Genomic DNA, 19778 nt, shown 5'->3' with positions numbered 1-19778 from the left:
CCTTTTTCCCCCGGCCTTCGCCAACCGGTGCGCACCCCCGTGCGCACCCGGTGGCGCAGCCCTGCGCGCGATCCAAGTTTTCAACCAAGAAAAGAGCAGGAGACAAGAAACCATGAAGAGACTTTTGATGTGGTCGGCCATTGGCCTGGCCAGCAGCGGTGCGGCGCACGCGCAATCCAGCGTCACCGTGTTCGGCGTGATGGACCTCGGCGTCCAGTACACGAAAGGCGAGGGCGGCGGCTCGATCAAGGCGCTGTCGAACGGCGGGCTCTCGACCAGCCGCATCGGCTTTCGCGGCACCGAAGACCTGGGCGGGGGCCTGCGCGCAGGCTTCTGGCTCGAAGGCAGCCTGAACCCCGACCTGGGCACCGGCCGGCCGAGCAACACCAACAACCAGACGAGCGGCGCGGGCCCGGCGGGGCCGATCACCTTCGACCGCATGTCCTTCGTGAGCCTGTCGCACGATTCGCTGGGCGAAGTGCGGCTGGGCCACGACTTCATTCCCACGCACTACAACAGCATCTACTTCGACCCCTTCAACGCCAACGGCGTGGCGCGCGCGGGCAACCTCACCTTCGCGGGCGCGGGCACCGGGCCGCTGCCCACGGCCATCACCGGCAGCAACACGGTGAGCTACTGGCTGCCGGCCAAGCTGGGCGGCTTCTACGGCATGGCGATGGTCGGCACGGGCGAGAACAACTCCACCGCGCCGAACCGCGACGACGGCAACTTCGGCGGCGCGCGCTTCGGTTTTGCTTCGGGCGCGTTCGACATCGCCGCGGCCGTGACGCGCTCGCACTTCAACGCCACCTCCACCATCGGCAACTACACGCACGCCAACATCGGCGGCTCGTGGGACGCGGGCTTCGCGAAGTTCTTCGCGCTCTACAACAAGGTGACGGTGAAGCTCGCGGCCGGCACGGTGCGCAAGAACACCGTCGAGATCGGCGCGCACATCCCGGCCTTCGAGGTCGGTCGCATTCGCGTGAGCTACGCCTACCTGGACGACCGCAGCGACGAAAGCCTGCGCAACGCCAACGGCATGCCGCGCAACCGCGACGACGCGCGCCAGTTCGGCATCGGCTACGTGCACAACCTCTCCCGGCGCACCGCGCTGTACGGCACCTACGCGCGGCTGATGAACAGCGGGCAGGCGCGCTACGTGGTGAGCGGCGGCAGCGCGCCGGCGGGCGGGATGCGCTCGTCGGGCTGGGAGTTCGGCGTGCGGCACCTCTTCTGAACAAGGAGGCTTTCATGCGACGCAGAACCTTGACTCTCGCGGCCCTCGCCGCCACGGCACTGCCCGGCGCGGCGGCCTGGAGCGCCGACGCGTACCCGAACAAGCCGCTGAAGCTGATCGTCGGCTTCGCCGCGGGCGGCGGCGCCGATTCGCTCACGCGCATCATCGCGGAGGGGCTGTCGAAACAGCTCGGCCAGCAGGTGATCGTGGAGAACCGCCCCGGTGCCGACGGCGTGCTCGCGGCGCAGGCCACCTCGTCGGCCAAGCCCGACGGCTACACGCTGCTGATGGGCACCAACACCGCGATGGTCGCCGCGCCCACGCTGCGGCCGACCTCGCCCTACGACCCGTTCAAGGCCTTCACGCCGATCAGCTCGGCAGGGCAGTTCTCGATGTTCCTCGTGGTGCCGTCGGGCTTGCCGGTGAAGAGCGTGAACGAGCTGCTGGCGCTTGTGGCGTCGAAGCCCGGGGCGCTCAATTCGGCATCGAGCAACAGCGCCTCGGAGCTCGCGATGCTGCAGTTGCTCGGCGAGCGCAAGGTGGTCAACGCGCGTTACAAGGGCGACATGCAGGCCATGACCGACCTGCTGGGCGGGCAGATCCAGATGATGTTCACCACCGGCACGCTGGCGCCGGGCTTCGTGAAGGAGGGACGCATCCGCGCGCTGGTCACGTTGCTGCCGCAGCGCAGCGGCCTGCTGCCCGATGTGCCGACGGGCGGCGAGCTGGGGCTGGGCAAGCTCACGATCACGCCCTGGGCCGGCTTCTTCGGGCCGCCGGGGCTGCCGAAGGAGATCACCGACAGGCTCTCGCAGGAGTTGCAGAACACGCTCAAGCGGCCCGACGTGCATGCGCAGCTGGTGCAGCAGGGCTTCGAGGGCTACGGCATGAGCCCCGCGAAGTTCGCCGAGTTCTTCCGCACGCAGTACGACGCCTTCGGCGCGACCGTGCGGGAGCACAACGTCAAGTTCGAATAGAAGAGGCCTCGCGGCGCCAGAAGGCGGCGTCGGGGAAGGTGCCGGCGCCGGCCGCGGCGTTGTCGGCCATGTGCTCCGCGCGGCCCGTGCCCGGGATCGTGCAGGTCACGGCCGGATGGCTCAGCACGAACTTCAGCAGCACCTGTGCCCAGCTCGTGCAGCCGATATCGCCGGCCCAGGCGGGCAGCGGCTTGTCGCGCAGGCGCCGCAGCAGGCCACCGCCGCCGAAGGGCATGTTGACGATCACCGCCACGCCGCGCTCGGCCGCGAGCGGCAGCAGGCGCTGTTCGGCATCGCGCGCATCGAGCGAGTAGTTGATCTGCACAAAGTCGAGCTGCTCGGCGCGCAGCACGGCCTCGACCTCGTCGTAGGCCGAGGCGGTGTAGTGGGTGATGCCGATGTAGCGCACGCGGCCTTTGTCTTTCCAGCCGCGCAGCGTGGCGAGGTGGGTGCGCCAGTCGACGAGGTTGTGCACCTGCATCAGGTCGATCTGCTGCGTGCGAAGCCGAGTGAACGACTGTTCCATCTGCGCGATGCCGGCTTCGCGGCCCGAGGTCCAGACCTTGGTCGCGAGGAAGGGCCTGGCGCCCGGCTTCGCGGCGGCCAGCAGTTCGCCGGTGGTTTCCTCGGAGCGGCCGTACATCGGCGAGCTGTCGATCACCGTGCCGCCGGCCGCGAAGAGCGCATCGAGCACGCCGGGCAGGCGCCTGTATTCGTCGGTGCCGGGGCGCTGGTCGAAGCCGATCCAGGTGCCGCAGCCGACGACCGGCAGGGCTTCCTTCGTGGAGGGAATGGGGCGGGTGGTCATCTGCATCGCGGGCCTGCCGGGTTGCTGCTGGGCGAAGGAGGGGAGCGCGGCACCCGCGCACAGGGCTGCGCCCAGTCGGAGCAACCGGGCGCGCGTCAGGGCGTAAGGGTGTGCGTTCGTGAGGGGCGTTGTCACGAACGAAATTCTGCGCCCGCCATGCCGGCGGGCGGAAGGGCTCAGCGCAGGTAGCGCCCGTCGGCCTTGAGCATCGAGAGCTCGGAGAAGGTCAGCCCGCGGTGCTCGCCGGGCCGGTACGACACGGCGATGCCGCCGAGGTCCAGCGTCTTGAACGACTCCAGGCCCTTCTGCAGCGACTCGGGCGTCGGGTTGGCGCCCGCGCGCTTCAGGCCTTCGACCATGACCTTGGCCGTGACGTAGCCCTCCAGGCTCGCGTAGCTGAACTCGGTCATGCCGATCTTCTTCATCGCCGCCTGGTACTCGGCGATGACGGGCATCGCGCTGTTCCACGGGTAGGGCACGACCTGCGAGATGACCACGCCGGCCGCATCCTTCCTGATGTCCTGGAAGAGCTTTTGCCCATTCAGGAAGGAGAACGAATAGAAGGCCGTCTCGCCGCCGGTCGCGCGGTAGGCCGCGATGAACTTCGCCGCCACGTCGTTGGTGGCCGACAGCACCACGGCCTTGGGCTTGAGCTTGGCCAGCTCGGCGGCGCGCTCGGCCGCGTCGGAGCCGTCGTTCTTGATGGCCACGCTGCCGACCATCTTGTCGCCGCGTTCGGCGATGAACTTCTGCGTGCTTTCCATCGCCGAGCGCGCGCCGGGGTTGTCGTTGTGCGCGAAGGCGATGCGCGACAGGCCGATGGTGAACAGGTGGTTCACGATGCGGCTGTATTCCTCGTCGAAGCTGATGCGCACCGGAAAGCCGAACTCGCTGAACTTCACCACCGGACCCGCGCCCGTGTAGGGGCCGACGACGGGAATCTTCAGCTCGTTGGCCGCCTTCAGCGCACCGACCGCCGACGAGGTGCCGATGGGCATCAGCACGCCCACGGCGCCGTCGCGCGCGAAGGTCTTGACGTTTTCTGCGCCCTTGGCGGGGTCGTAGGCGTCGTCGAGCTGGCGCAGCTCGACCGGGCGGCCGTTGACGCCGCCGCTCGCGTTCAGCGCGGTGAACATGGCACGGATGCCCACCAGCGGCTCGGTCGACAGCGACGCGAGCGGGCCGGTCTGCACGTAGGTCTGGCCGATCAGGAGCGGCTTGGCGGGCTGGGCCGAGGCAGGCGCCCCTGCGAAGACGAGGGCGGCGAGGGCCAGAAACCGCAGGTGAATCTTTTTGTGTCTCATGGTCACTAATTGTTAATAAACCGATCTTAAGGCGCGGGCCTTCGCAGGTAAATCGATCGCTGGTTGCGACCCGGGGAATACTGTATAAAAATACAGTTAACAACTGCAATCATGGGCCTCCCTTTCCTCGACTCCTTTTCCACCGCCGCGGGCCGCGGCGTCTGGCACGCCGACGAACTCGGCCTGGCCGACGCGCAGGTCGTGGCCACCGGGCATGCCGCGCTCGACGCCGAGCTGCCCGGCGGCGGCTGGCCCGTGGGCGCGATGACGGAGCTGCTGCAGGCCACGCCCGAAGCCCATGTCTGGCGCCTGCTGCTGCCCGCGCTGGCGCAGGCCGTGGAAGCGCGCGGCGGGCCGGTGGTGCTGGTCGGCGCGCCCTACGAACCCTGCGGCACCGCGCTGGCGGCGCAGGGCTTGCCGGTGGAGGCGCTGATGTGCGTGCGCAGCGACGCCCCGGCCGCGCGCCTGTGGGCCTGCGAGCAGGCGCTGCGCTGCGCCGAGATCGCCGCCGTCGTCGCCTGGCTGCCGCAGGCCCGCGTGGGCGAGCTACGGCGGCTGCAGCTGGCCGCCGCACAGCACGAGGTGCTGCTGTTCGTGTGCCGGCCCGAGTCGGTGGCGCTGTCGGCCTCGCCCGCGCGGCTGCGCCTGCGTGCCGAACGCTGCGCGGACGATCCGGCGCAGATCGCGCTGCACCTGCTCAAGCGCCGGGGCCCGCCGCTGGCCGCGCCGGTGCGGGTGCCGGCGCGCAATGCCCGCATGAGCGCGCTGCTGGCCGCCGCCCGCGTGCGGCGCCAGCTGCGCCTGCAGCCGCCCGTGGCGCCGGCCGCGGCGCCGTCGGCCACGGTGGTGCGCATCGACGCATGGAAAGGAGGCCCGGATGCACTGGATCGCCTTGCAGTGGTCGTCTGAGTCCGAAGAAGCCGACGCCCCCGACATGCCTCCGCCCGAAGCCCTGGGCTGGTGGGCGCTGCAGTTCACGCCGCACGTCGCCTGGCAGGACGAGGCGCTGATGCTCGAGGTCTCGGCCTGCGAACGCCTGTGGGGCGGTCGCGCGCCGCTGATGCGCCAGCTGCTGGCCCTCAACCCCGCGCCCGACGCGCGCATGCGCGGCGCGCAGGGCGCCACCAGCCTGATCGCGCTGGCGCGGTTGCGCCTGTTCGCGCGCAACGAGCACCGGCCCGCCGAGGTGCCGGCCGGCCTGCCGCTGGACACGCTGACGGCCGCGCAGGGCCACCTCGATCTGCTCGCGCGCCTGGGCTGCCGCACCTGGGGCGAGGTGGCGGCGCTGCCGCGCGGCGGGCTGGCGCGGCGCTTCGGCGCCGGGCTGCGCGAGGCGCTCGACATCGCCTGGGGCCTGCGCCCCGAAACCCACGCCTGGCTCACGCTGCCCGACGTGTTCGAGCAGAAGCTCGAACTGCCCGCGCTGGCCGAGACCGGGCCCGAACTCATGTGGTCGGCCAACCGCCTGCTGTCGGCGCTGCAGATCTGGCTGCGCGCCTGCCAGCGCGGCGCGCGTGCGCTCGAGCTGCAATGGACGCTCGACCTGCGGCGCCTCAACGGCGTGACCCTGCCGCCGCACCAGCAACTCACCGTGCGCACGGCAGAGCCCACGCAGGACATGGCGCACCTGCGCCGCCTGCTGTCCGAAAAACTCGCGCTCACCACGCTGGCCGCGCCCGCGAGCTGGCTGAAGCTGCGCACGCTCGAAACCGATCCGCTGGCCGGCGCCAGCACCAGCTTCCTGCCGGAAGACAACCGCAAGGGCGACAAGCTGCACGAGATGGTCGAACGGCTCAGCGTGCGGCTCGGCGCCGACCAGGTGGTGGTGCCGCTCGCGCAGGCCGACCACCGGCCCGAGCGCCAGCAGCGGTGGCGGCCCGCGTTGCAGAAAGAGAAAACGCCGGTACCCGACAAGGCCCGCAAGAACGCCGCCTCGCAGCCCGATGCGATCTACCCGCCCTGGCTGCTGCCCGAGCCCTTGCGGCTCGAGATGGACGGCGAGCGCCCGTGCTACTGCGGGCCGCTGCGCAAGCTGGTCGGGCCGCAGCGCGTCGAGGCCGGCTGGTGGGGCGGCGAGGAAGACGGCGGCCAGCCCGCGATGCGCGACTACTACGTGGCCGAAAGCCCCGAGGCCGGCCTGGTGTGGATCTTTCGCGAGCGGCCCGCCACGCGCTTTTCTTCGGGCGAGGTGCGCTGGTACCTGCAAGGCTTCTATGCCTGACCTGAGCGGCAAGGAAGAGCGCAAGCGCCAGCCCGCCAAGGTGCATGTGCTGCCGCAGCGGCTGCGCCCGGCGCCGGGCCTGCCCGGCTATGCCGAGCTGCACTGCCTCACGAACTTCAGCTTCCAGCGCGGCGCATCGACGCCCGAAGAGGTGGTCGAGCGCGCCTACCACCTCGGCTACGCGGCGCTGGCCATCACCGACGAATGCTCGGTGGCCGGCATCGTGCGCGCGCATGTCGCGTTGCGCGACCTGCCCGCCAAGCTGGACACCTACGAGCGCGAGCACCCGGACGAGTCGCCGATCCCGCGCCACCCCGAATTCCGCCTGCTGTTCGGCAGCGAGTTCCGCTTCGAGCGCTTCAAGCTCGTGGTGATCGCGAACGACACCGAAGGCTGGGGCAACCTCTGCGAGTTCATCACCGCCGCGCGCAACACCGAGCTGCCCAAGGGCGAGTACCGCGTGAGCTGGGAGGGCAGCGACGTGGCTTCGCTGCAGGACTGCCAGGTGCTCTTCGTGCCGCACCGTCCGCCGGGTGGTATGCCGGATGCAGCCTCCTTGCAGGAAGACCTGGCAGCGGCCAAGGCGCTGTACGGCGACAGCCTCTGGCTGGCCGTGGAGCTGTTCAACGAGTTCGACGACGACCTGTGGTTCGTCACGCTGATGCAGGCGGGCGAGCAGACGGGCGTGCCGCTCGTGGCGGCCGGCGACGTGCACATGCACGTGCGTGCCTGCAAGCCGCTGCACGACGTGTTGACGGCCGTGCGCGAGGGCAAGACCGTCGCCGAGTGCGGCTTTGCGCTGCAGTCGAATGCGGAGCGGCACCTGCGGCAGCGGGTGCGGCTGGCCGAGCTGTACCTGCCCGCGATGCTGGCGAACACGCTGGCGGTGGCGCAGCGGTGCCGCTTCGATCCTGAGGTGATCCGCGAGACCTACAAGTACCCGCTGGAGACCGTGGGCAGAAGCGAGACGGCGGCGCAGACGCTGGTGCGCAAGACGTGGGAGGGGGCACTCAAGCAATACCCGCTCGAAAGATATGCCTCGGGCATTCCCGAGGCTGTCTGCCGCCAAGTGCAGAAAGAGCTGAGCCTCATCCTTGAGCTCGAATACGAGATGTTCTTTCTCACGGTGGAAGACATCGTGCGATTTGCCAAGTCGAAGAACATCCTCTGCCAGGGCCGCGGCTCGTCGGCCAACTCGGCGGTTTGCTATTGCCTCGGCATCACCGCGATCAACCCCGAAAAGGGCCACTTGCTGTTCGAGCGCTTCCTGAGCCGCCATCGCAAGGAGCCACCCGACATTGACGTCGACTTCGAGCACCAGCGGCGCGAAGAAGTCATCCAGTACATCTACGAAAAGTACGGCCGCGAGCGCGCCGCCATCGCCGCCGTCGTCATCTGCTACCGCTCGCGCAGCGCCTTGCGCGACGTCGGCAAGGCCATCGGCATCGACGAGCGATTGGTCGACGAGTTCGCCAAGGACCACTACTGGTTCGACGACACCGCGCTCGGCGAACAGCTCGACAAGGCCGCCGCGCGCGTCGGCGTGAAGGAAGACAGGCTCAAGCTGGTGCAATGGATCGAGATGACGCAGCGGCTCAAGGGCTTTCCGCGCCACCTGAGCCAGCACGTGGGCGGCTTCGTGCTCACGCACACCAAGCTCACGCGGCTGGTGCCGGTCGAGAAGGCGTCGATGAAAGACCGCTCTGTCATCCAGTGGGAAAAGGACGACCTCGAGGCCATGGGCATGCTCAAGGTCGACGTGCTCGCGCTGGGCATGCTCAGTGCGATTCGGCGCGGGCTTGACCACATGAACCGCTGGCGGGGCTCGATGGTGGAGATGCATCACATCCCCAACGACGACCAGAACGTGTTCGACATGATCTGCGACGCCGACACCATCGGCGTGTTCCAGATCGAGAGCCGGGCGCAGATGTCGATGCTGCCGCGCCTGAAGCCGCGCACTTATGAAGACCTGGTGATCGAGGTCGCGATCGTGCGGCCCGGGCCCATTCAAGGTGGCATGGTGCATCCGTACCTCAAGCAGCGTGAGCGGGTGCTCAAGGGCTTGCCGATCCACTACGAGAAAGACGAGTTGCGCGAGGCGCTGGAACGCACGCTGGGCATTCCGATCTTCCAGGAGCAGGTGATGCAGATCGCGATGATCGCAGCGAAGTTCACGGCCGACGAAGCCGACCAACTGCGCCGCGCCATGGCGGCATGGAAGCGCAAGGGCGGTCTCGGGAAGTTTCACGAAAAGCTCGTCAAAGGCATGACCGGAAACGGCTACAAGGAGGCCTTCGCCGAAGCCATCTTCAAGCAGATCATGGGCTTCGGCGACTACGGCTTCCCCGAAAGCCACGCCGCGAGCTTCGCGCTGCTGGTCACTATCAGCAGCTGGCTCAAGAACTACGAACCCGCCTGCTTCCTCGCCGCCTTGCTCGACTCGCAGCCGATGGGCTTCTACAGCCCTTCGCAGCTGGTGCAGGACGCGCGCCGCCATGGCGTTGAGGTGCGGCCGGTCGATGTCACGTGCAGCGAGATCGACACCACGCTCGAAGCCCGCGCATCCGATGCGCCGCGCATGCCGCCAGGCACCGACACGCGCTACGCCGAGCGCCTGGGCAACGAGAACCAGCCGGCGGTGCGGCTGGGCCTGAACCGGGTCCTGGGCCTCAGCGACGCCGGCGCCAGGCGTTTGCTCGCAGCGCGCGCGCAAGCGCCTTTCACCAGCACCGAAGACTTGGCCCTGCGCGCCGAGCTCGAAGGCAAGGACATGGCCGCGCTCGCGGCGGCCGATGCGCTGATGTCGCTCTCGGGCCATCGGCGCCAGCAGGTGTGGGACGCCACCGCGCAGCACCGCTCGTCGGCCCTGCTCAAGGGCGTGCCGATCCACGAACAGGCGCTGCTCCTGCCGGCCGCGCCCGAGGGCGAGGAAATCGTCGGCGACTACGCGGCGCTGGGCCTCACGCTGCGCCGCCATCCGCTCGCGCTGCTGCGCCCGCGCCTGGCGCGCATGAATCTCCTGAGCGCGGTGGAACTGCGCGCCGCGCGCAGCGGCCAGACCGTGCGCGCCTGCGGCATCGTCAAGGGCCGGCAGCGGCCCGGCACCGCCAACGGCACCATCTTCGTCACGCTGGAGGACGAGACCGGCAACGTCAACGTGATCGTGTGGAGCCACGTCATCGAGGCCTGGCGCGAGCCGCTGCTCAAGTCGCACCTGCTCGCGGTGCAGGGCACCTGGCAGCGCGACGATGACAGCGGCGGCAAGGTGCAGCACCTGATCGCCACGGGCTTCAAGGACCTCACGCCGCTGCTGGGCCGGCTGGCACAGAGCAACACCAGCCGCGACTTCCACTGAGGCATTGCGAATGCAACCGATCGTTCCATGCCTCGCGCCGCCCCTCACTTTTCGCTAACCTGTTCTTCTCATGTCCGCACTCGCCGCAACCGCCGCATTTGCCCTTGCCGATGAGGTCGTCGCCACGCCGATCGGCCCGCCGCCGCCCGCGCCCGATGTGCCCATGCCGCCACCGCCGCCGCCCGTGCCGCCGCCCGAAGGCGATCCGCCGCCCACGGTGCCCCCGGTGACGGACCCCGGTTTTCCGCCGCCGGTGAGCGACCCGCCGCCCCTGCAGACGGCCGTGCCCTTCGGCAAGCCGCACGCACGGCGGCTGCGCGAGATCTACCGCTCGGCCGGCTGGCCCTGCTGCGACACCATCGAGGTCGAGCTGCTCGCGGGCGGTTTTCTCGAACGCGTGCGCAGCGCGCTGGGCCACGAGACGCTGCGCGTGACCGACGCGGGCATTGCGCGCATCGCCACCACGCTCACGGTCAACCGCGCGGCGCTGTCGCCGCACGAGGCGCTGGTGGAGCGCGTGGCGCGCGAGATGACGCACGGCGGCCGCATCGCCTGGCGCGGCCTGGGCCTGCGCGCCCGGCTGCCGCCGCTGGAAGAGGGCGGCAAGCCGCGCTGGTGCATGGCGCGGCCCGACGTGTTCTCGATCCGCAACACCAGCGTCGAGGCCTATGCGCACCCGATCGTGCACGAGGTGAAAGTCAGCCGCGCCGACCTGCTGGGCGACCTGCGCAAGCCCGACAAGCGCGCGGCTTATCTCGACCTGGGCGGCGAGTGCTGGTACGTGCTGGGCAACGACGCCAAGGGCCGCTGCATCGCGTCGCCCGACGAGATTCCGGCCGAATGCGGCGTGATGGTGCTCGAGGGCGAACGCCTCGTGGTGGCGCGCGCCGCGGTGCACCGCGCCTTCGAGCGCATTCCTTTTTCGGTGTGGCTGGCGCTGGCCAAGGCGCAGCCCGTGGCGGGCTTCGAGGACGACGCGCAGGACCTGCTGATCTGAGCGGCGCCCTTCAGGTGTTTCAGGTGATGGCGTCGTAGTCGCGGTGCGCGACGGCGACCACATTGCCCGGATCGAACTGGCTCGCCATCTGGCGCAGGCCTTCCTCGCGGTCTTCGCGGCTGGCCTGCGGGTCGAACATCTGGTCGCAGAACTCGAGCAGGTCGCGCACGATGCGTTCGTGGCGGTAGTAGGCGAGGGCGAGCGTGTCGACCGCCTCGGTCGTGCCGTAGCCCTGGAAGAACAGCGCTTCTTCGCGCGGCTGGTTCCACACGCCGCCGACCCCGCCGCCGATGAACATCAGGTCGCGCTCCTTCGGCGCGAGGATCAGCGTGTCCCAGTCGACGATGCACAGGCGGTCGTCGTCGCCCAGCAGCACGTTGCCTGCATGCAGGTCGGCATGGCACAGCACCTGCGGCAGCGACTTCTCGAGCAGGATCGAAGCGAGCTGTTCGCTGCGGTAGACGATCGAATCGATCTCTTCGTCGTGCGCGTCCCAGCAGGCGAGGAAGCGCTTGACCAGATCGTCGCCCGCCACGCCGTTGATGAAGAGGCGCTGGTAGCGGCGCACGCCTTCGCGCCAGTGGTGCGAATAGCTTTCGCGCGGCAGGCCCGCCCGCAGCGATTCGGGCAGCTCGGTGCGGTGGATGGCGTTCAGCGTGGTGCCGAGCAAGGTCCATTGCCGGTCGGTCGGCGCGCGCGTGAAGCCGTCGAGGCCGTCGAAGAACGGATAGAGCGCCCAGTCGAAGCCATGGTCCTGCACGCTGAGTCGCCGCGTGCGCGTGAGCAGCGGGGCCATCACGGCGTCGATGTCGAAGGTGTGATGCAGCACGGCCGGCACGTCGACCACGGCGGGTGTGAAGCCGCCTCGGCGCAGCTTGAGGAAGTACGCGCGGCCGTCCGATGCCTCGATGCGGAACGCGGCCGAATCGACGTCGGCGCCCAGCGGCAGGAACTCGGCGCGTGTCGCCTGCAGGCCGTAGGTTTCGGCGAGACGCGCTTGAACGGCGTCGGGGGCGATATCGGGTGGTGTCAGCATGCGGCGGGCGTGGCGTGGGTTCGATGGGCGCCGAAAATTGTCTCACCCGATAAGGCCACGAAAGCCGGCCGGCCGTTGTCAGACGGCGTCTTCTTTGTCTTCTTCGTCGGCCTCGTAGGTGGCCAGCACCTTGTGCTCGACGGGATGCGAAGTGAACGAGCGCACGAGCAGGAATTTCCTCACGTGCCACGGGATCGGCGGCAGGCGCATCGGGTAGGCCGCGCCCTCGGTGCGGCGGGCGATGGTGATGTGCGGTGTGAACGTCGGCGTTTCCGTGACGATGCCCGCCTTCTGGACGGCACGGCCGATGTCCGCATGCAGGGTGCGCAAAGCGCCGTGCTCGGCGGGCTGCAGCACCGCGATGTCGTTGCGCCATGTGCGCGAACTGTCCAGCACCAGGCTCATGGGCCGCACCCGAACCTGGGCGAGCGCTTCACGCAGGCGTTTCTCGACATCTTTGGGCTGGTCGCCGAAGCAGTGGAGCGTCAGGTGCAGTCGCGGGCTGCGAGGAAAGTAGTGGCCCTTGGGCCAGATCCACTCCTTGCGGTGCGCTTCGATCGCCGCTTGCACCTCGGGCTCGGGAAACAGCGCGATGAGAAGGTGGCGTGGCCTCTCGAAAGCGGGGGAGTCCCAGTCGGGTTCGGGCTCGGGCTCGTTCGCAAACGCATCGCCACGGTGGAAGTCGTCCATTGCAGTTCTCCGGGGGAAGAAGGATGAAAAGGCGGTTCAGGGCTCCGGCGGCCACCAATGCGCGGCCGTCGTCCGGATGACGCGCGCCGCCTGAACGCGGATGTCATCCTGTTCGTTGCTGTCGTCGTGGCCGTGCTCCCGCGTCACGCGGAAGGGCCAGTTCGAAATCCGGCCTGTCTTGCCGGTGGTGCGCGAACGCGACTGCAACGGATGCTGTCGCGAGGAGAAAAAAAGCACCTGCGCCGAGGGCGCAGGCGGGTTGGCGGTGGTCATGGCGTCGCCTCGAATGTTGTTCTTGGAGACGAGCCATTCTAGAGAAAAGACTGTATTTATGTACAGTATATTTGCAGTCTATCGAAGATCGTTGCCCAGCAAGGCGTCGAGGTCGATGGCCGCCGCCATCGCCCGGTAGCCGGCGTCGCCGGGATGCAGGTGGTCGCCCGAATCCATGGCGGCTTTCAGTCGGGTCGGCCGGGCCGGGTCGCGCAGCAGGGCGTCGACATCGACCACCGCATCGAAGGCACCGCTTTCGCGGATCCAGCGGTTGATGGTCTGGCGCACGGTGTCTTTCTCGGGCGAGTGGTGGCCGGCCAGCGGCGTGCCTTCGAGCGCGCGCTCGTTCGGCGGAATGGTGGCGCCCACGATGCGCACGTTGTGGGCGTGGGCCATCTCGATCAGCTGGCGAAAGCCCTGGATCACGGCCTCGGCGCGCACCGCGGGCTCCTGCGGTGCGAAGGGGCCGCCGGGCCAGCCGATGTCGTTGGTGCCCAGCAGCACGACCATCGCGCGCACGCCGGGTTGCGCGAACACGTCGCGGCCCGCGCGTTCGAGCGCCGCGCGGCCCATGCCGTCCTTCAGCAGCCGGCCGCCCGAGATGCCGGCGTTGAGCACGCCCACGCCGCGCGGCGCGAGCCGTTCGGCCAGCGCGTCGGGCCAGCGCGTGTGGGCGCCGGGCGTGGAACCGTTGCCGTCCGTGATCGAGTCGCCCAGCGCGACGACGGTGACGGGCGCTTGCGGCGTCTCGACGATCAGGCCGCTCACGTAGACGCGGGTGCTCCACGAGGTGGCGGCGGCCGGCAGCCGCGCGGCGGCGCTCAGGTCGCCGTCGGCGATGTACAGCGTCTGCCGCGCGTCGAAGTGAAAGCCCGCGGGCTGGCTGGGTTCCGGCAGGTAGAGCGACACGGCCACCTCGCTCAGCGCGGGCAGCGGCAGGTCGACCGGGTCGCTCACGAGGCGCGCGCCGGGCGGCAGCGTCACGTCGCTGCGGCCGCCGAAGCGCAGCACCCGGTCGGTGCCTTCGACGACCGCCGAGCCGCTCGCATGGCGGGCCACGCGCGCCGCGCCGATGTGCAGCGGCGTGGTGCCGCCTTCGTTGCTGATCACCACGCGCAGCCGCGTGCCGCCGATGCTCAGGCGCGCCACCTGGCGCAGCGTCTGCCGCTCGAAGCGGGCGGGAATGCCGACCGGCAGCACGAAGCTTGGGTCCCACAGCGACTGGGTGGCGGCCATCCAGCTGGGGCTCCAGTGCGTGGGCGCTGCAACGGAGACGGTGGCGGCGCCCGCGAGGGAAAGGGCGAGCGCGCCCTGGCGCAGGAGGGAGGTGAGTCGCGAAGCGGTCATGTGAATGTCCTCAGGTGAAAGAAGTGTCGATGGGCGAACTTTCTTTCATTCGAATCGCGAGGGGTAGAAGGCAGAATGGCATGCATCGCATTCCTGAATCGAATGACCCCATGGACACCCTTCGCGCACTCTCTGCCTTCGTGAACAGCGTCGAACTCGGCAGCCTCTCGGGTGCGGCCCGCGCGCTCGACACCACGCAGCCCACCGTGAGCAAGCTGGTCGCGGGGCTGGAGCGATCGCTGGGCGTGCGGCTGCTGCGGCGCGCGGCCACGGGCCTGAGCCTCACGGAAGAGGGCCAGCGTTTTCACGAACGCGCACGCCGCATGCTCGAGGACTACGGCGACGCCGTGGCCGATGCCCGCGCCCAGGTGCAGCAGCCGCGCGGCCTGCTGCGCCTGAGTGCGCCGGTCACGCTGGGACAGCGGCACCTCAACGTGATGGCGGTCGAGTTCCTGCGGCTGTACCCCGACATCGAACTGGAGCTGGTGCTCGACGACCGCTTCGTCGATCCGCGCGAGGAGCGCATCGACGTCTCGCTGCGCGTCGGCGGCGCGCTACCGCCCGACCTCGTCGCGCGCCACCTGGGCAGCTGGCCGCGCGTGCTCGTCGCCTCGCCGGACTACGTGGCCGCACGCGGCAAGCCGCGCACGCCGCAGGACCTGCTGGCGCACGACTACCTGCGCTATGCGGCAGGCGACGACGGCGTGCTGCTCACAGGCCCCGACGGCGCGGTGGCCGTGCCGCTGCGCAGCCGCTACCGCGTCAACAACGCCGTGGCGCTGCTCGACAGCGTGCTGGCGGGCGCGGGCGTGTCGTTGCAGCCCACGTGGATGGTCGCGGACCTGCTGGCGCAGGGGCGGCTGGTGCGCGTGCTCGCGCGGCACACGGGGCCGGCGCAGGAGCTGCACCTGCTCTATGCGCCGCGCCGGCAGCTGCCGCTGCGCGTGCAGGTGCTGGTCGACTTCCTGGCGCAGCGCGTGGCGGCGTTGCCGGGGGCTGCGAAAGCGCCGCGGCGTTAGTCAGGCCGCCTTGCGGGCCACGCTCTTCGCACGCTTGGCCGCCGCAGGCTTGTGCGCGGTCTTGCGTGCAGAAGCCGTCGACTTCGCCGCACGCTTCTTCGCCGCAGGCGGCGTGCGCTTGCCGCTGCGCAGGCTGCGCGCGAGCAGCTCGGTCAGGTCGATCACCTCGGCGCCGCCCTCAGGTGCTTCTTCTTCCGGCTGCACCACCGTCTCCGTGTCGCCCGCCTTGACTTTCTTCTCGACGATCTTCATCACGGCGTGCTTGAACTCGTCCTTGAATTCGTCGGGGTTCCACGGACCCGACATGTCGCCGACCAGCTGCTCGGCCATCTTCATCTCGGCGGCCGACAGCTTCGCGCCCTTGATGCCGGCGGCCGGCAGGTCGAGCCCGTCGGCGTCCTTGATCTCGTCGCCCCAGCGCAGCAGGTTGAGCACCAGCACCTTGCCGAAGGGAATCAGCAGCGCCAGGTGCTGCTTGGTGGCGATCACCACCTTGGCCAGGCCGACCTTGCCGGTCTTCACCAGCACCTCGCGCAGCAGTGCGTAGACCTTCTGGCCCTTGTTGATCGGCGCGAGGTAGTAGGGGCGCTCCAGGTACACGAAGGGAATTTCGCCGACGTCGAGAAAGCGCTGGATCTCGATGGTCTGCGTGGTGCGCGGGTAGATGGCCTCGATCTCCTTGGGCGAGATCACGACGTACTTGCCGTCTTCGTACTCGAAGCCCTTCACGATCTGCTCGCGCGCGATCTCCTTGCCCGTGCGCTTGTTGATGCGCTTGTAGCCCACCGGGTCCATGCTGCGCTTGTCGAGCCAGTCGAAGTCGATGCCCTGTTCGGTGCTGGCGGTGTGCAGGCCCACGGGGATGTGGACCAGCCCGAAGGTGATGGCGCCTTTCCAGAGGGTTCTCGTGGCCATGGTGTGCTTCTTTCCTTGTTCGTGGGTTCGTGGCTATCGCTTGAAGCCGAGCCGCTTCATCGCCTCGCCCAGCGGCTGGCGCGTGGTCCAGTAGTCGGCCCAGGGGTCTTCGGACTGGAACGACAGGTGTTCGCGCGCGGTGGCAATGGTCCAGTGCGCGCCGCTCTTGAGGCCGGCGAGGTCGTCCCAGCGCACCGGCATCGACACGCCCATGCCCGGCCGCGCCCGCGCCGAGTAGGCCGCCACCGTGGTCGCGCCCACGCCGTTGCGCAGGTAGTCGGCAAAGAGCTTGCCGACGCGGTTCGACGGCCCGCTCTTGGCCACGAACTTCGAGGGGATCACGTGGGCCATGTGCTGCACGATGGCGCGCGAGAAGGCCTTCACGGTGTCGTTGTCGTAATGCATGCGCAGCGGAACGACCACGTGCAGGCCCTTGCCGCCGCTGGTCTTGAGCCATGAGGCCAGGCCCAGCTCGGTGAGCAGCGTGCGCATCAGCAGCGCGGCTTCCTGCACATGCGGCCACGGCGTGCCTTCGCCCGGGTCGAGGTCGAAGATCATGCGGTTGGGCCGGTCGAAGTGCGTCGAGGTCGCGTTCGAGGTGTGGAACTCGATCACGTTGAACTGCGCCGCGTTCAGCAAGGCCTTGCGCGTGCCGACCTCGAGCATCGACGGATGGCCGGGCCACAGGGCCGGGTCGAGCTGCTTCACGCCGGCGATGTGGACCTTCTCGGCATGCTTCTGGAAGAAGATCTCGCCGCCCACGCCCTGCGGCCCGCGCACCAGCGCGCAGGGGCGGCCCTTCAGGTGCGGCAGCATGTCGTCGGCCACCGATTCGTAGTAGCGCACGAGGTCGAGCTTGGTGCGGCCCGAAGCCGCATCGATCACGCGCTCGCCGTGGCTCACGGCGACGCCGCCGACGGTGGAGGCGGATTTCTTCGACGGTGTCTTCATGGCCTTCGTGCCCTTTTCATGGGAGACAAGTGCGATGTCGCGGGGCTCTTCATGCACGATCTCCGAGGCCGGCTTGTCGTCGCGCATCGCCACGAAGGACGCGTGGCGGATCTGCCCGTCCGGCGTCCATGCGGCGAAGCGCACCTCGGCCACGAGCCTGGGCTTCACCCAGTGCCGCGTGCCGCCCGGCCGGCGGCGGCCGGGCTTGGCCTCGCCGCCGGTGAACGGCGCGTGGTCGGTGTCCAGCGCGGCAAGCTGGCGGCGGATGTCGCGCGCCTCGCGGTCGTTCCAGCCGGTGCCGACGCCGCCGACCGACACGAGCTCGCCGTTCTGCGCGTGCACGCCCAGCATCAGGCTGCCGATGCGCGTCGGGCTGTCGGTGCGCAGCGTGTAGCCGCACACCACGAACTCCTGGCGCCGGATGCACTTGAGCTTGAGCCAGGTGTCGCTGCGGCGCGAGACATACGGCGCGTCGGCGCGCTTGGCGATCACGCCCTCGAGGTTCATGCGGCAGGCCGATTGCAGGATCGAGTCGACATCGGCCTCGAAGTCGCTGCTGAAGCGCAGGCGGCGCGTGGCGCGCGCGTCCATCAGTTGCTTGAGCAGCCGGCGGCGTTCGGCGAGCGGCGTGTGGCGCAGGTCGAAGCCCTCGAAGAAGGGCACGTCGAACAGGAACATCACGATGGGGTCGGCGCGTTCGCGGTCGAGCGCGTTCTGCAGCGCGTTGAAGTCGGGCGTGCCGTCTTTGTCGGGCACGACGATCTCGCCGTCGAGCCAGGCGTTGCCGATGCCCAGGCGCTCCAGCTCGGCCACCAGCTTCGGCAGCTTCGCGCTCCAGTCGTGGCCGCCGCGCGTGAGCAGGCGTGCCTTGCCGTTGCCGATGCGCGCCATGAGGCGGTAGCCGTCGAACTTGATCTCGAAGATCCAGTCGCCGGGTGCGCCTTCGGGCACGCCGGTGGCGAGCGTCGCGAGCTGCGGCGAAAGCCTGGCGGGCAGGCGTGCCTTCACCGCGCCCGCTGCGGGCAAGGCGGGCGATGTGGGCGCGGCCTCGGCCTTGGCGGTCTTGCGTGCCCCGGCCACGCTGTCGGGCAGCGCGGACACCACGTCGTACTCGGCATGCGAGCGCGCGAAGGCATCGCGCTTCTTGAACAGCAGCCAGGGCTCCTGCCGCTCGCCGCCCTTGGCGATCCTGACGAGTTCCCACAGCCCTTCGAGCTTCTGGCCGTGCAGCCGGAACGCGAGCTTGCCCGCGGCCAGGCCCTTGCGCGGATCGCCCACGGGCTCCCAGCTGCCGTGGTCCCACACGATGACGTCGCCCGCGCCGTAGTGGCCTTCGGGAATCGTGCCCTCGAAGCCGGCGTACGACAGCGGGTGGTCTTCCACATGCACGGCCATGCGCTTGTGCGCGGGGTCGAGGCTCGGCCCCTTGGGCACGGCCCACGACACCAGCACGCCGTCGAGTTCGAGCCGGAAGTCGTAGTGCAGCCGCCGCGCCGCGTGCTTCTGGATCACGAACGCGGGCGCGTGCGGCCGGGCCTTGCCGCCTTCGGCGGGTTCGTCGGTGACGGCGAAGTCGCGCTTCGCCTGGTAGGTTGCGAGGGGCGTGTCGGAACGGGCCATGGCCTCTGGTGTGCCCGCATTCGGGCCGCGCCGCATCGGCCAGGTGTCCGGTCTTCGTGTGGGCCGAGGCCGCACGCGCACGCGAGGGGCGGGCGAGGGCCAGGCGTGCGGACCGCAGCTGTAGGCCGCTTCCTTCTTCAACATGCGTGCAAATCCATCACCACGCTGCGCAGCGCGCGCGCCGAATCCTTGCGCTGCGATGAAGGAGACAAGGCGATGGACTTCGAAGGCATCTACTGCTTCGATACGGCCACGGTACGGTTTGCCGTGTACCCCGACGGTCCCGACGGCGCGCGCGTGCTGGCGCAGATCTCGCAAGACGTGCTGCACGATGCGCTCGGCGCGCAGGAAATCGGCGAGCACACGCTGCATGCCTGCAAACGGCATTTCGACGTGATCTCGGCGGCGGCGGTGGCGCGCTTCCGGGCCGATCCGCACGGGCCCATCGTGCTGGCCTGCGGCGATTTCGCACGGATGCGTGCACGGCGGTGAGACGCGGGTGGCGAGGCGCTGTCGGGCGAAAGTTCTCGCACGGCGCTCGCACCGTGCGACCTGTCGATTTGGTTACAAAAGCAACCCATCCGGGCTGCATTTTCGGGGGCGCAACGACCTAGACTGCGCCTCGTTTCCTCAGGAGCCTTCCCATGCCCATGGACTTTCTGGAGCGCATCGAAGACGCGTCGTTCCCGATGGCGGTCCGCGACGAAGCCGACATCCACTGCGCGACCATGCTGGTCGCTGCGCACCTCATCGAAGCCGTGCTGCCACCGGCCGCCAGCGGCACGGGCCCGCGCGTCGCTGTCGTCCTGCTCATCACGCCGCAAGGGCGTGCGGCGCTGCGGCTGCGAAGGGATGCGCTGCAGACCTGAGCGCGCGCCGTGTGCGAGTGAACTGACGTTAGAATCCGCGCCTGCTGCGGGTGTAGTTCAATGGTAGAACGGCAGCTTCCCAAGCTTCATACGAGGGTTCGATTCCCTTCACCCGCTCCAGTTGACGTTCCGAGGCATTCCTAGAGGATCCAA

The 19778-nt window shown here is 69.2% G+C and carries 17 protein-coding genes and 1 tRNA gene; 10 read left to right on the top strand and 8 right to left on the bottom strand.

What is annotated here, in order from left to right; translation table 11 throughout:
* Window positions 1-112: 112 nt before the first annotated feature.
* Window positions 113-1240, top strand: coding sequence for a porin (locus VHAB30_RS13220; RefSeq protein WP_159277314.1), 1128 nt, complete (start codon window positions 113-115; stop codon window positions 1238-1240).
* Between the two features lie 14 nt (window positions 1241-1254).
* Complete coding sequence (locus tag VHAB30_RS13215) at window positions 1255-2217, top strand: Bug family tripartite tricarboxylate transporter substrate binding protein (protein ID WP_159277313.1); 963 nt, start codon at window positions 1255-1257, stop codon at window positions 2215-2217.
* Here VHAB30_RS13215 and VHAB30_RS13210 read toward each other — a convergent pair.
* Both VHAB30_RS13210 and VHAB30_RS13205 read right to left on the bottom strand, forming a co-directional pair.
* Window positions 2204-3124: an aldo/keto reductase gene (locus VHAB30_RS13210; protein WP_390903994.1), complete on the bottom strand. Its 921-nt coding sequence runs from the start codon at window positions 3122-3124 to the stop codon at window positions 2204-2206. The two genes, VHAB30_RS13215 and VHAB30_RS13210, sit on opposite strands and share 14 nt — an antisense overlap.
* Window positions 3125-3201: 77 nt before the next feature.
* Window positions 3202-4329: an ABC transporter substrate-binding protein gene (locus VHAB30_RS13205; protein WP_159277312.1), complete on the bottom strand. Its 1128-nt coding sequence runs from the start codon at window positions 4327-4329 to the stop codon at window positions 3202-3204.
* A 111-nt stretch (window positions 4330-4440) separates the two neighbouring features.
* Here VHAB30_RS13205 and imuA point away from each other — a divergent pair, with 111 nt between their 5' ends.
* The 4 genes from imuA (at window position 4441) to VHAB30_RS13185 (ending at window position 10905) form a co-directional block, all read left to right on the top strand.
* Entirely contained in the window at window positions 4441-5238 is a 798-nt protein-coding gene (gene imuA, locus VHAB30_RS13200; RefSeq protein WP_159277311.1) for a translesion DNA synthesis-associated protein ImuA, read from the top strand.
* Window positions 5207-6550: a Y-family DNA polymerase gene (locus VHAB30_RS13195; RefSeq protein ID WP_159277310.1), complete on the top strand. Its 1344-nt coding sequence runs from the start codon at window positions 5207-5209 to the stop codon at window positions 6548-6550. Before imuA ends, VHAB30_RS13195 begins: the two co-directional genes overlap by 32 nt.
* Window positions 6543-9908: an error-prone DNA polymerase gene (locus VHAB30_RS13190; RefSeq protein WP_159277309.1), complete on the top strand. Its 3366-nt coding sequence runs from the start codon at window positions 6543-6545 to the stop codon at window positions 9906-9908. The genes VHAB30_RS13195 and VHAB30_RS13190 overlap by 8 nt, the downstream gene beginning before the upstream one ends.
* A gap of 70 nt (window positions 9909-9978) precedes the next feature.
* Entirely contained in the window at window positions 9979-10905 is a 927-nt protein-coding gene (locus VHAB30_RS13185) for a hypothetical protein (protein ID WP_159277308.1), read from the top strand.
* Between the two features lie 19 nt (window positions 10906-10924).
* Here the strand turns inward: VHAB30_RS13185 and VHAB30_RS13180 are convergent, their stop codons facing one another.
* The 4 genes from VHAB30_RS13180 to VHAB30_RS13165 all read right to left on the bottom strand — a co-directional run bounded on the left by VHAB30_RS13180 (window position 10925) and on the right by VHAB30_RS13165 (window position 14251).
* Window positions 10925-11941 (bottom strand): aminoglycoside phosphotransferase family protein, encoded by a 1017-nt coding sequence (locus VHAB30_RS13180; protein WP_159277307.1) that lies wholly within the window; start codon window positions 11939-11941, stop codon window positions 10925-10927.
* Window positions 11942-12019: 78 nt separating this feature from the next.
* Window positions 12020-12631 carry an RNA 2',3'-cyclic phosphodiesterase gene (thpR, locus tag VHAB30_RS13175; RefSeq protein WP_159277306.1) on the bottom strand — a complete coding sequence of 204 codons (612 nt, stop codon included), beginning with the start codon at window positions 12629-12631 and terminating at the stop codon, window positions 12020-12022.
* Between the two features lie 36 nt (window positions 12632-12667).
* Window positions 12668-12904 (bottom strand): hypothetical protein, encoded by a 237-nt coding sequence (locus VHAB30_RS13170; protein ID WP_070059288.1) that lies wholly within the window; start codon window positions 12902-12904, stop codon window positions 12668-12670.
* A gap of 78 nt (window positions 12905-12982) precedes the next feature.
* Window positions 12983-14251, bottom strand: a complete 1269-nt coding sequence (locus tag VHAB30_RS13165) for an SGNH/GDSL hydrolase family protein (RefSeq protein ID WP_159277305.1) — start codon at window positions 14249-14251, stop codon at window positions 12983-12985.
* 110 nt (window positions 14252-14361) lie between these two features.
* Here VHAB30_RS13165 and VHAB30_RS13160 point away from each other — a divergent pair, with 110 nt between their 5' ends.
* The gene (locus tag VHAB30_RS13160; RefSeq protein ID WP_159277304.1) at window positions 14362-15270 is read left to right on the top strand and encodes a LysR family transcriptional regulator; all 909 of its coding nucleotides are present in this window, start codon (window positions 14362-14364) and stop codon (window positions 15268-15270) included.
* On the opposite strand, the gene ku is transcribed toward VHAB30_RS13160, so the two are convergent.
* Complete coding sequence (ku, locus tag VHAB30_RS13155; RefSeq protein WP_062472415.1) at window positions 15271-16185, bottom strand: non-homologous end joining protein Ku; 915 nt, start codon at window positions 16183-16185, stop codon at window positions 15271-15273. It abuts the gene before it with no gap.
* A 33-nt stretch (window positions 16186-16218) separates the two neighbouring features.
* Complete coding sequence (gene ligD / locus VHAB30_RS13150) at window positions 16219-18756, bottom strand: DNA ligase D (RefSeq protein WP_159277303.1); 2538 nt, start codon at window positions 18754-18756, stop codon at window positions 16219-16221.
* A gap of 216 nt (window positions 18757-18972) precedes the next feature.
* Here ligD and VHAB30_RS13145 point away from each other — a divergent pair, with 216 nt between their 5' ends.
* The 3 genes from VHAB30_RS13145 (at window position 18973) to VHAB30_RS13135 (ending at window position 19745) form a co-directional block, all read left to right on the top strand.
* Window positions 18973-19248, top strand: a complete 276-nt coding sequence (locus VHAB30_RS13145) for a hypothetical protein (RefSeq protein ID WP_159277302.1) — start codon at window positions 18973-18975, stop codon at window positions 19246-19248.
* A gap of 152 nt (window positions 19249-19400) precedes the next feature.
* On the top strand, window positions 19401-19625 hold the full coding sequence (locus tag VHAB30_RS13140) for a hypothetical protein (RefSeq protein WP_062472399.1): 225 nt from the start codon (window positions 19401-19403) through the stop codon (window positions 19623-19625).
* A 46-nt stretch (window positions 19626-19671) separates the two neighbouring features.
* Window positions 19672-19745, top strand: a tRNA-Gly gene (locus VHAB30_RS13135).
* Window positions 19746-19778 lie beyond the last annotated feature (33 nt).

The sequence above is a fragment of the Variovorax boronicumulans genome (genome assembly GCF_009811375.1).
GTDB classification, from domain to species: Bacteria; Pseudomonadota; Gammaproteobacteria; order Burkholderiales; family Burkholderiaceae_C; genus Variovorax; species Variovorax boronicumulans.
This window is presented reverse-complemented; position numbering and strand designations above follow the sequence as displayed.

Coding starts and splice junctions, on each gene's coding strand:
- thpR (WP_159277306.1), bottom strand. CDS start 12,631: ATGGACGACTTCCACCGTGGCGATGCGTTTGCGAACGAGCCCGAGCCC.
- VHAB30_RS13195 (WP_159277310.1), top strand. CDS start 5,207: ATGCACTGGATCGCCTTGCAGTGGTCGTCTGAGTCCGAAGAAGCCGAC.
- VHAB30_RS13220 (WP_159277314.1), top strand. CDS start 113: ATGAAGAGACTTTTGATGTGGTCGGCCATTGGCCTGGCCAGCAGCGGT.
- VHAB30_RS13180 (WP_159277307.1), bottom strand. CDS start 11,941: ATGCTGACACCACCCGATATCGCCCCCGACGCCGTTCAAGCGCGTCTC.
- VHAB30_RS13140 (WP_062472399.1), top strand. CDS start 19,401: ATGCCCATGGACTTTCTGGAGCGCATCGAAGACGCGTCGTTCCCGATG.
- VHAB30_RS13205 (WP_159277312.1), bottom strand. CDS start 4,329: ATGAGACACAAAAAGATTCACCTGCGGTTTCTGGCCCTCGCCGCCCTC.
- imuA (WP_159277311.1), top strand. CDS start 4,441: ATGGGCCTCCCTTTCCTCGACTCCTTTTCCACCGCCGCGGGCCGCGGC.
- VHAB30_RS13190 (WP_159277309.1), top strand. CDS start 6,543: ATGCCTGACCTGAGCGGCAAGGAAGAGCGCAAGCGCCAGCCCGCCAAG.
- VHAB30_RS13215 (WP_159277313.1), top strand. CDS start 1,255: ATGCGACGCAGAACCTTGACTCTCGCGGCCCTCGCCGCCACGGCACTG.
- ligD (WP_159277303.1), bottom strand. CDS start 18,756: ATGGCCCGTTCCGACACGCCCCTCGCAACCTACCAGGCGAAGCGCGAC.
- VHAB30_RS13145 (WP_159277302.1), top strand. CDS start 18,973: ATGGACTTCGAAGGCATCTACTGCTTCGATACGGCCACGGTACGGTTT.
- ku (WP_062472415.1), bottom strand. CDS start 16,185: ATGGCCACGAGAACCCTCTGGAAAGGCGCCATCACCTTCGGGCTGGTC.
- VHAB30_RS13170 (WP_070059288.1), bottom strand. CDS start 12,904: ATGACCACCGCCAACCCGCCTGCGCCCTCGGCGCAGGTGCTTTTTTTC.
- VHAB30_RS13165 (WP_159277305.1), bottom strand. CDS start 14,251: ATGACCGCTTCGCGACTCACCTCCCTCCTGCGCCAGGGCGCGCTCGCC.
- VHAB30_RS13185 (WP_159277308.1), top strand. CDS start 9,979: ATGTCCGCACTCGCCGCAACCGCCGCATTTGCCCTTGCCGATGAGGTC.
- VHAB30_RS13160 (WP_159277304.1), top strand. CDS start 14,362: ATGGACACCCTTCGCGCACTCTCTGCCTTCGTGAACAGCGTCGAACTC.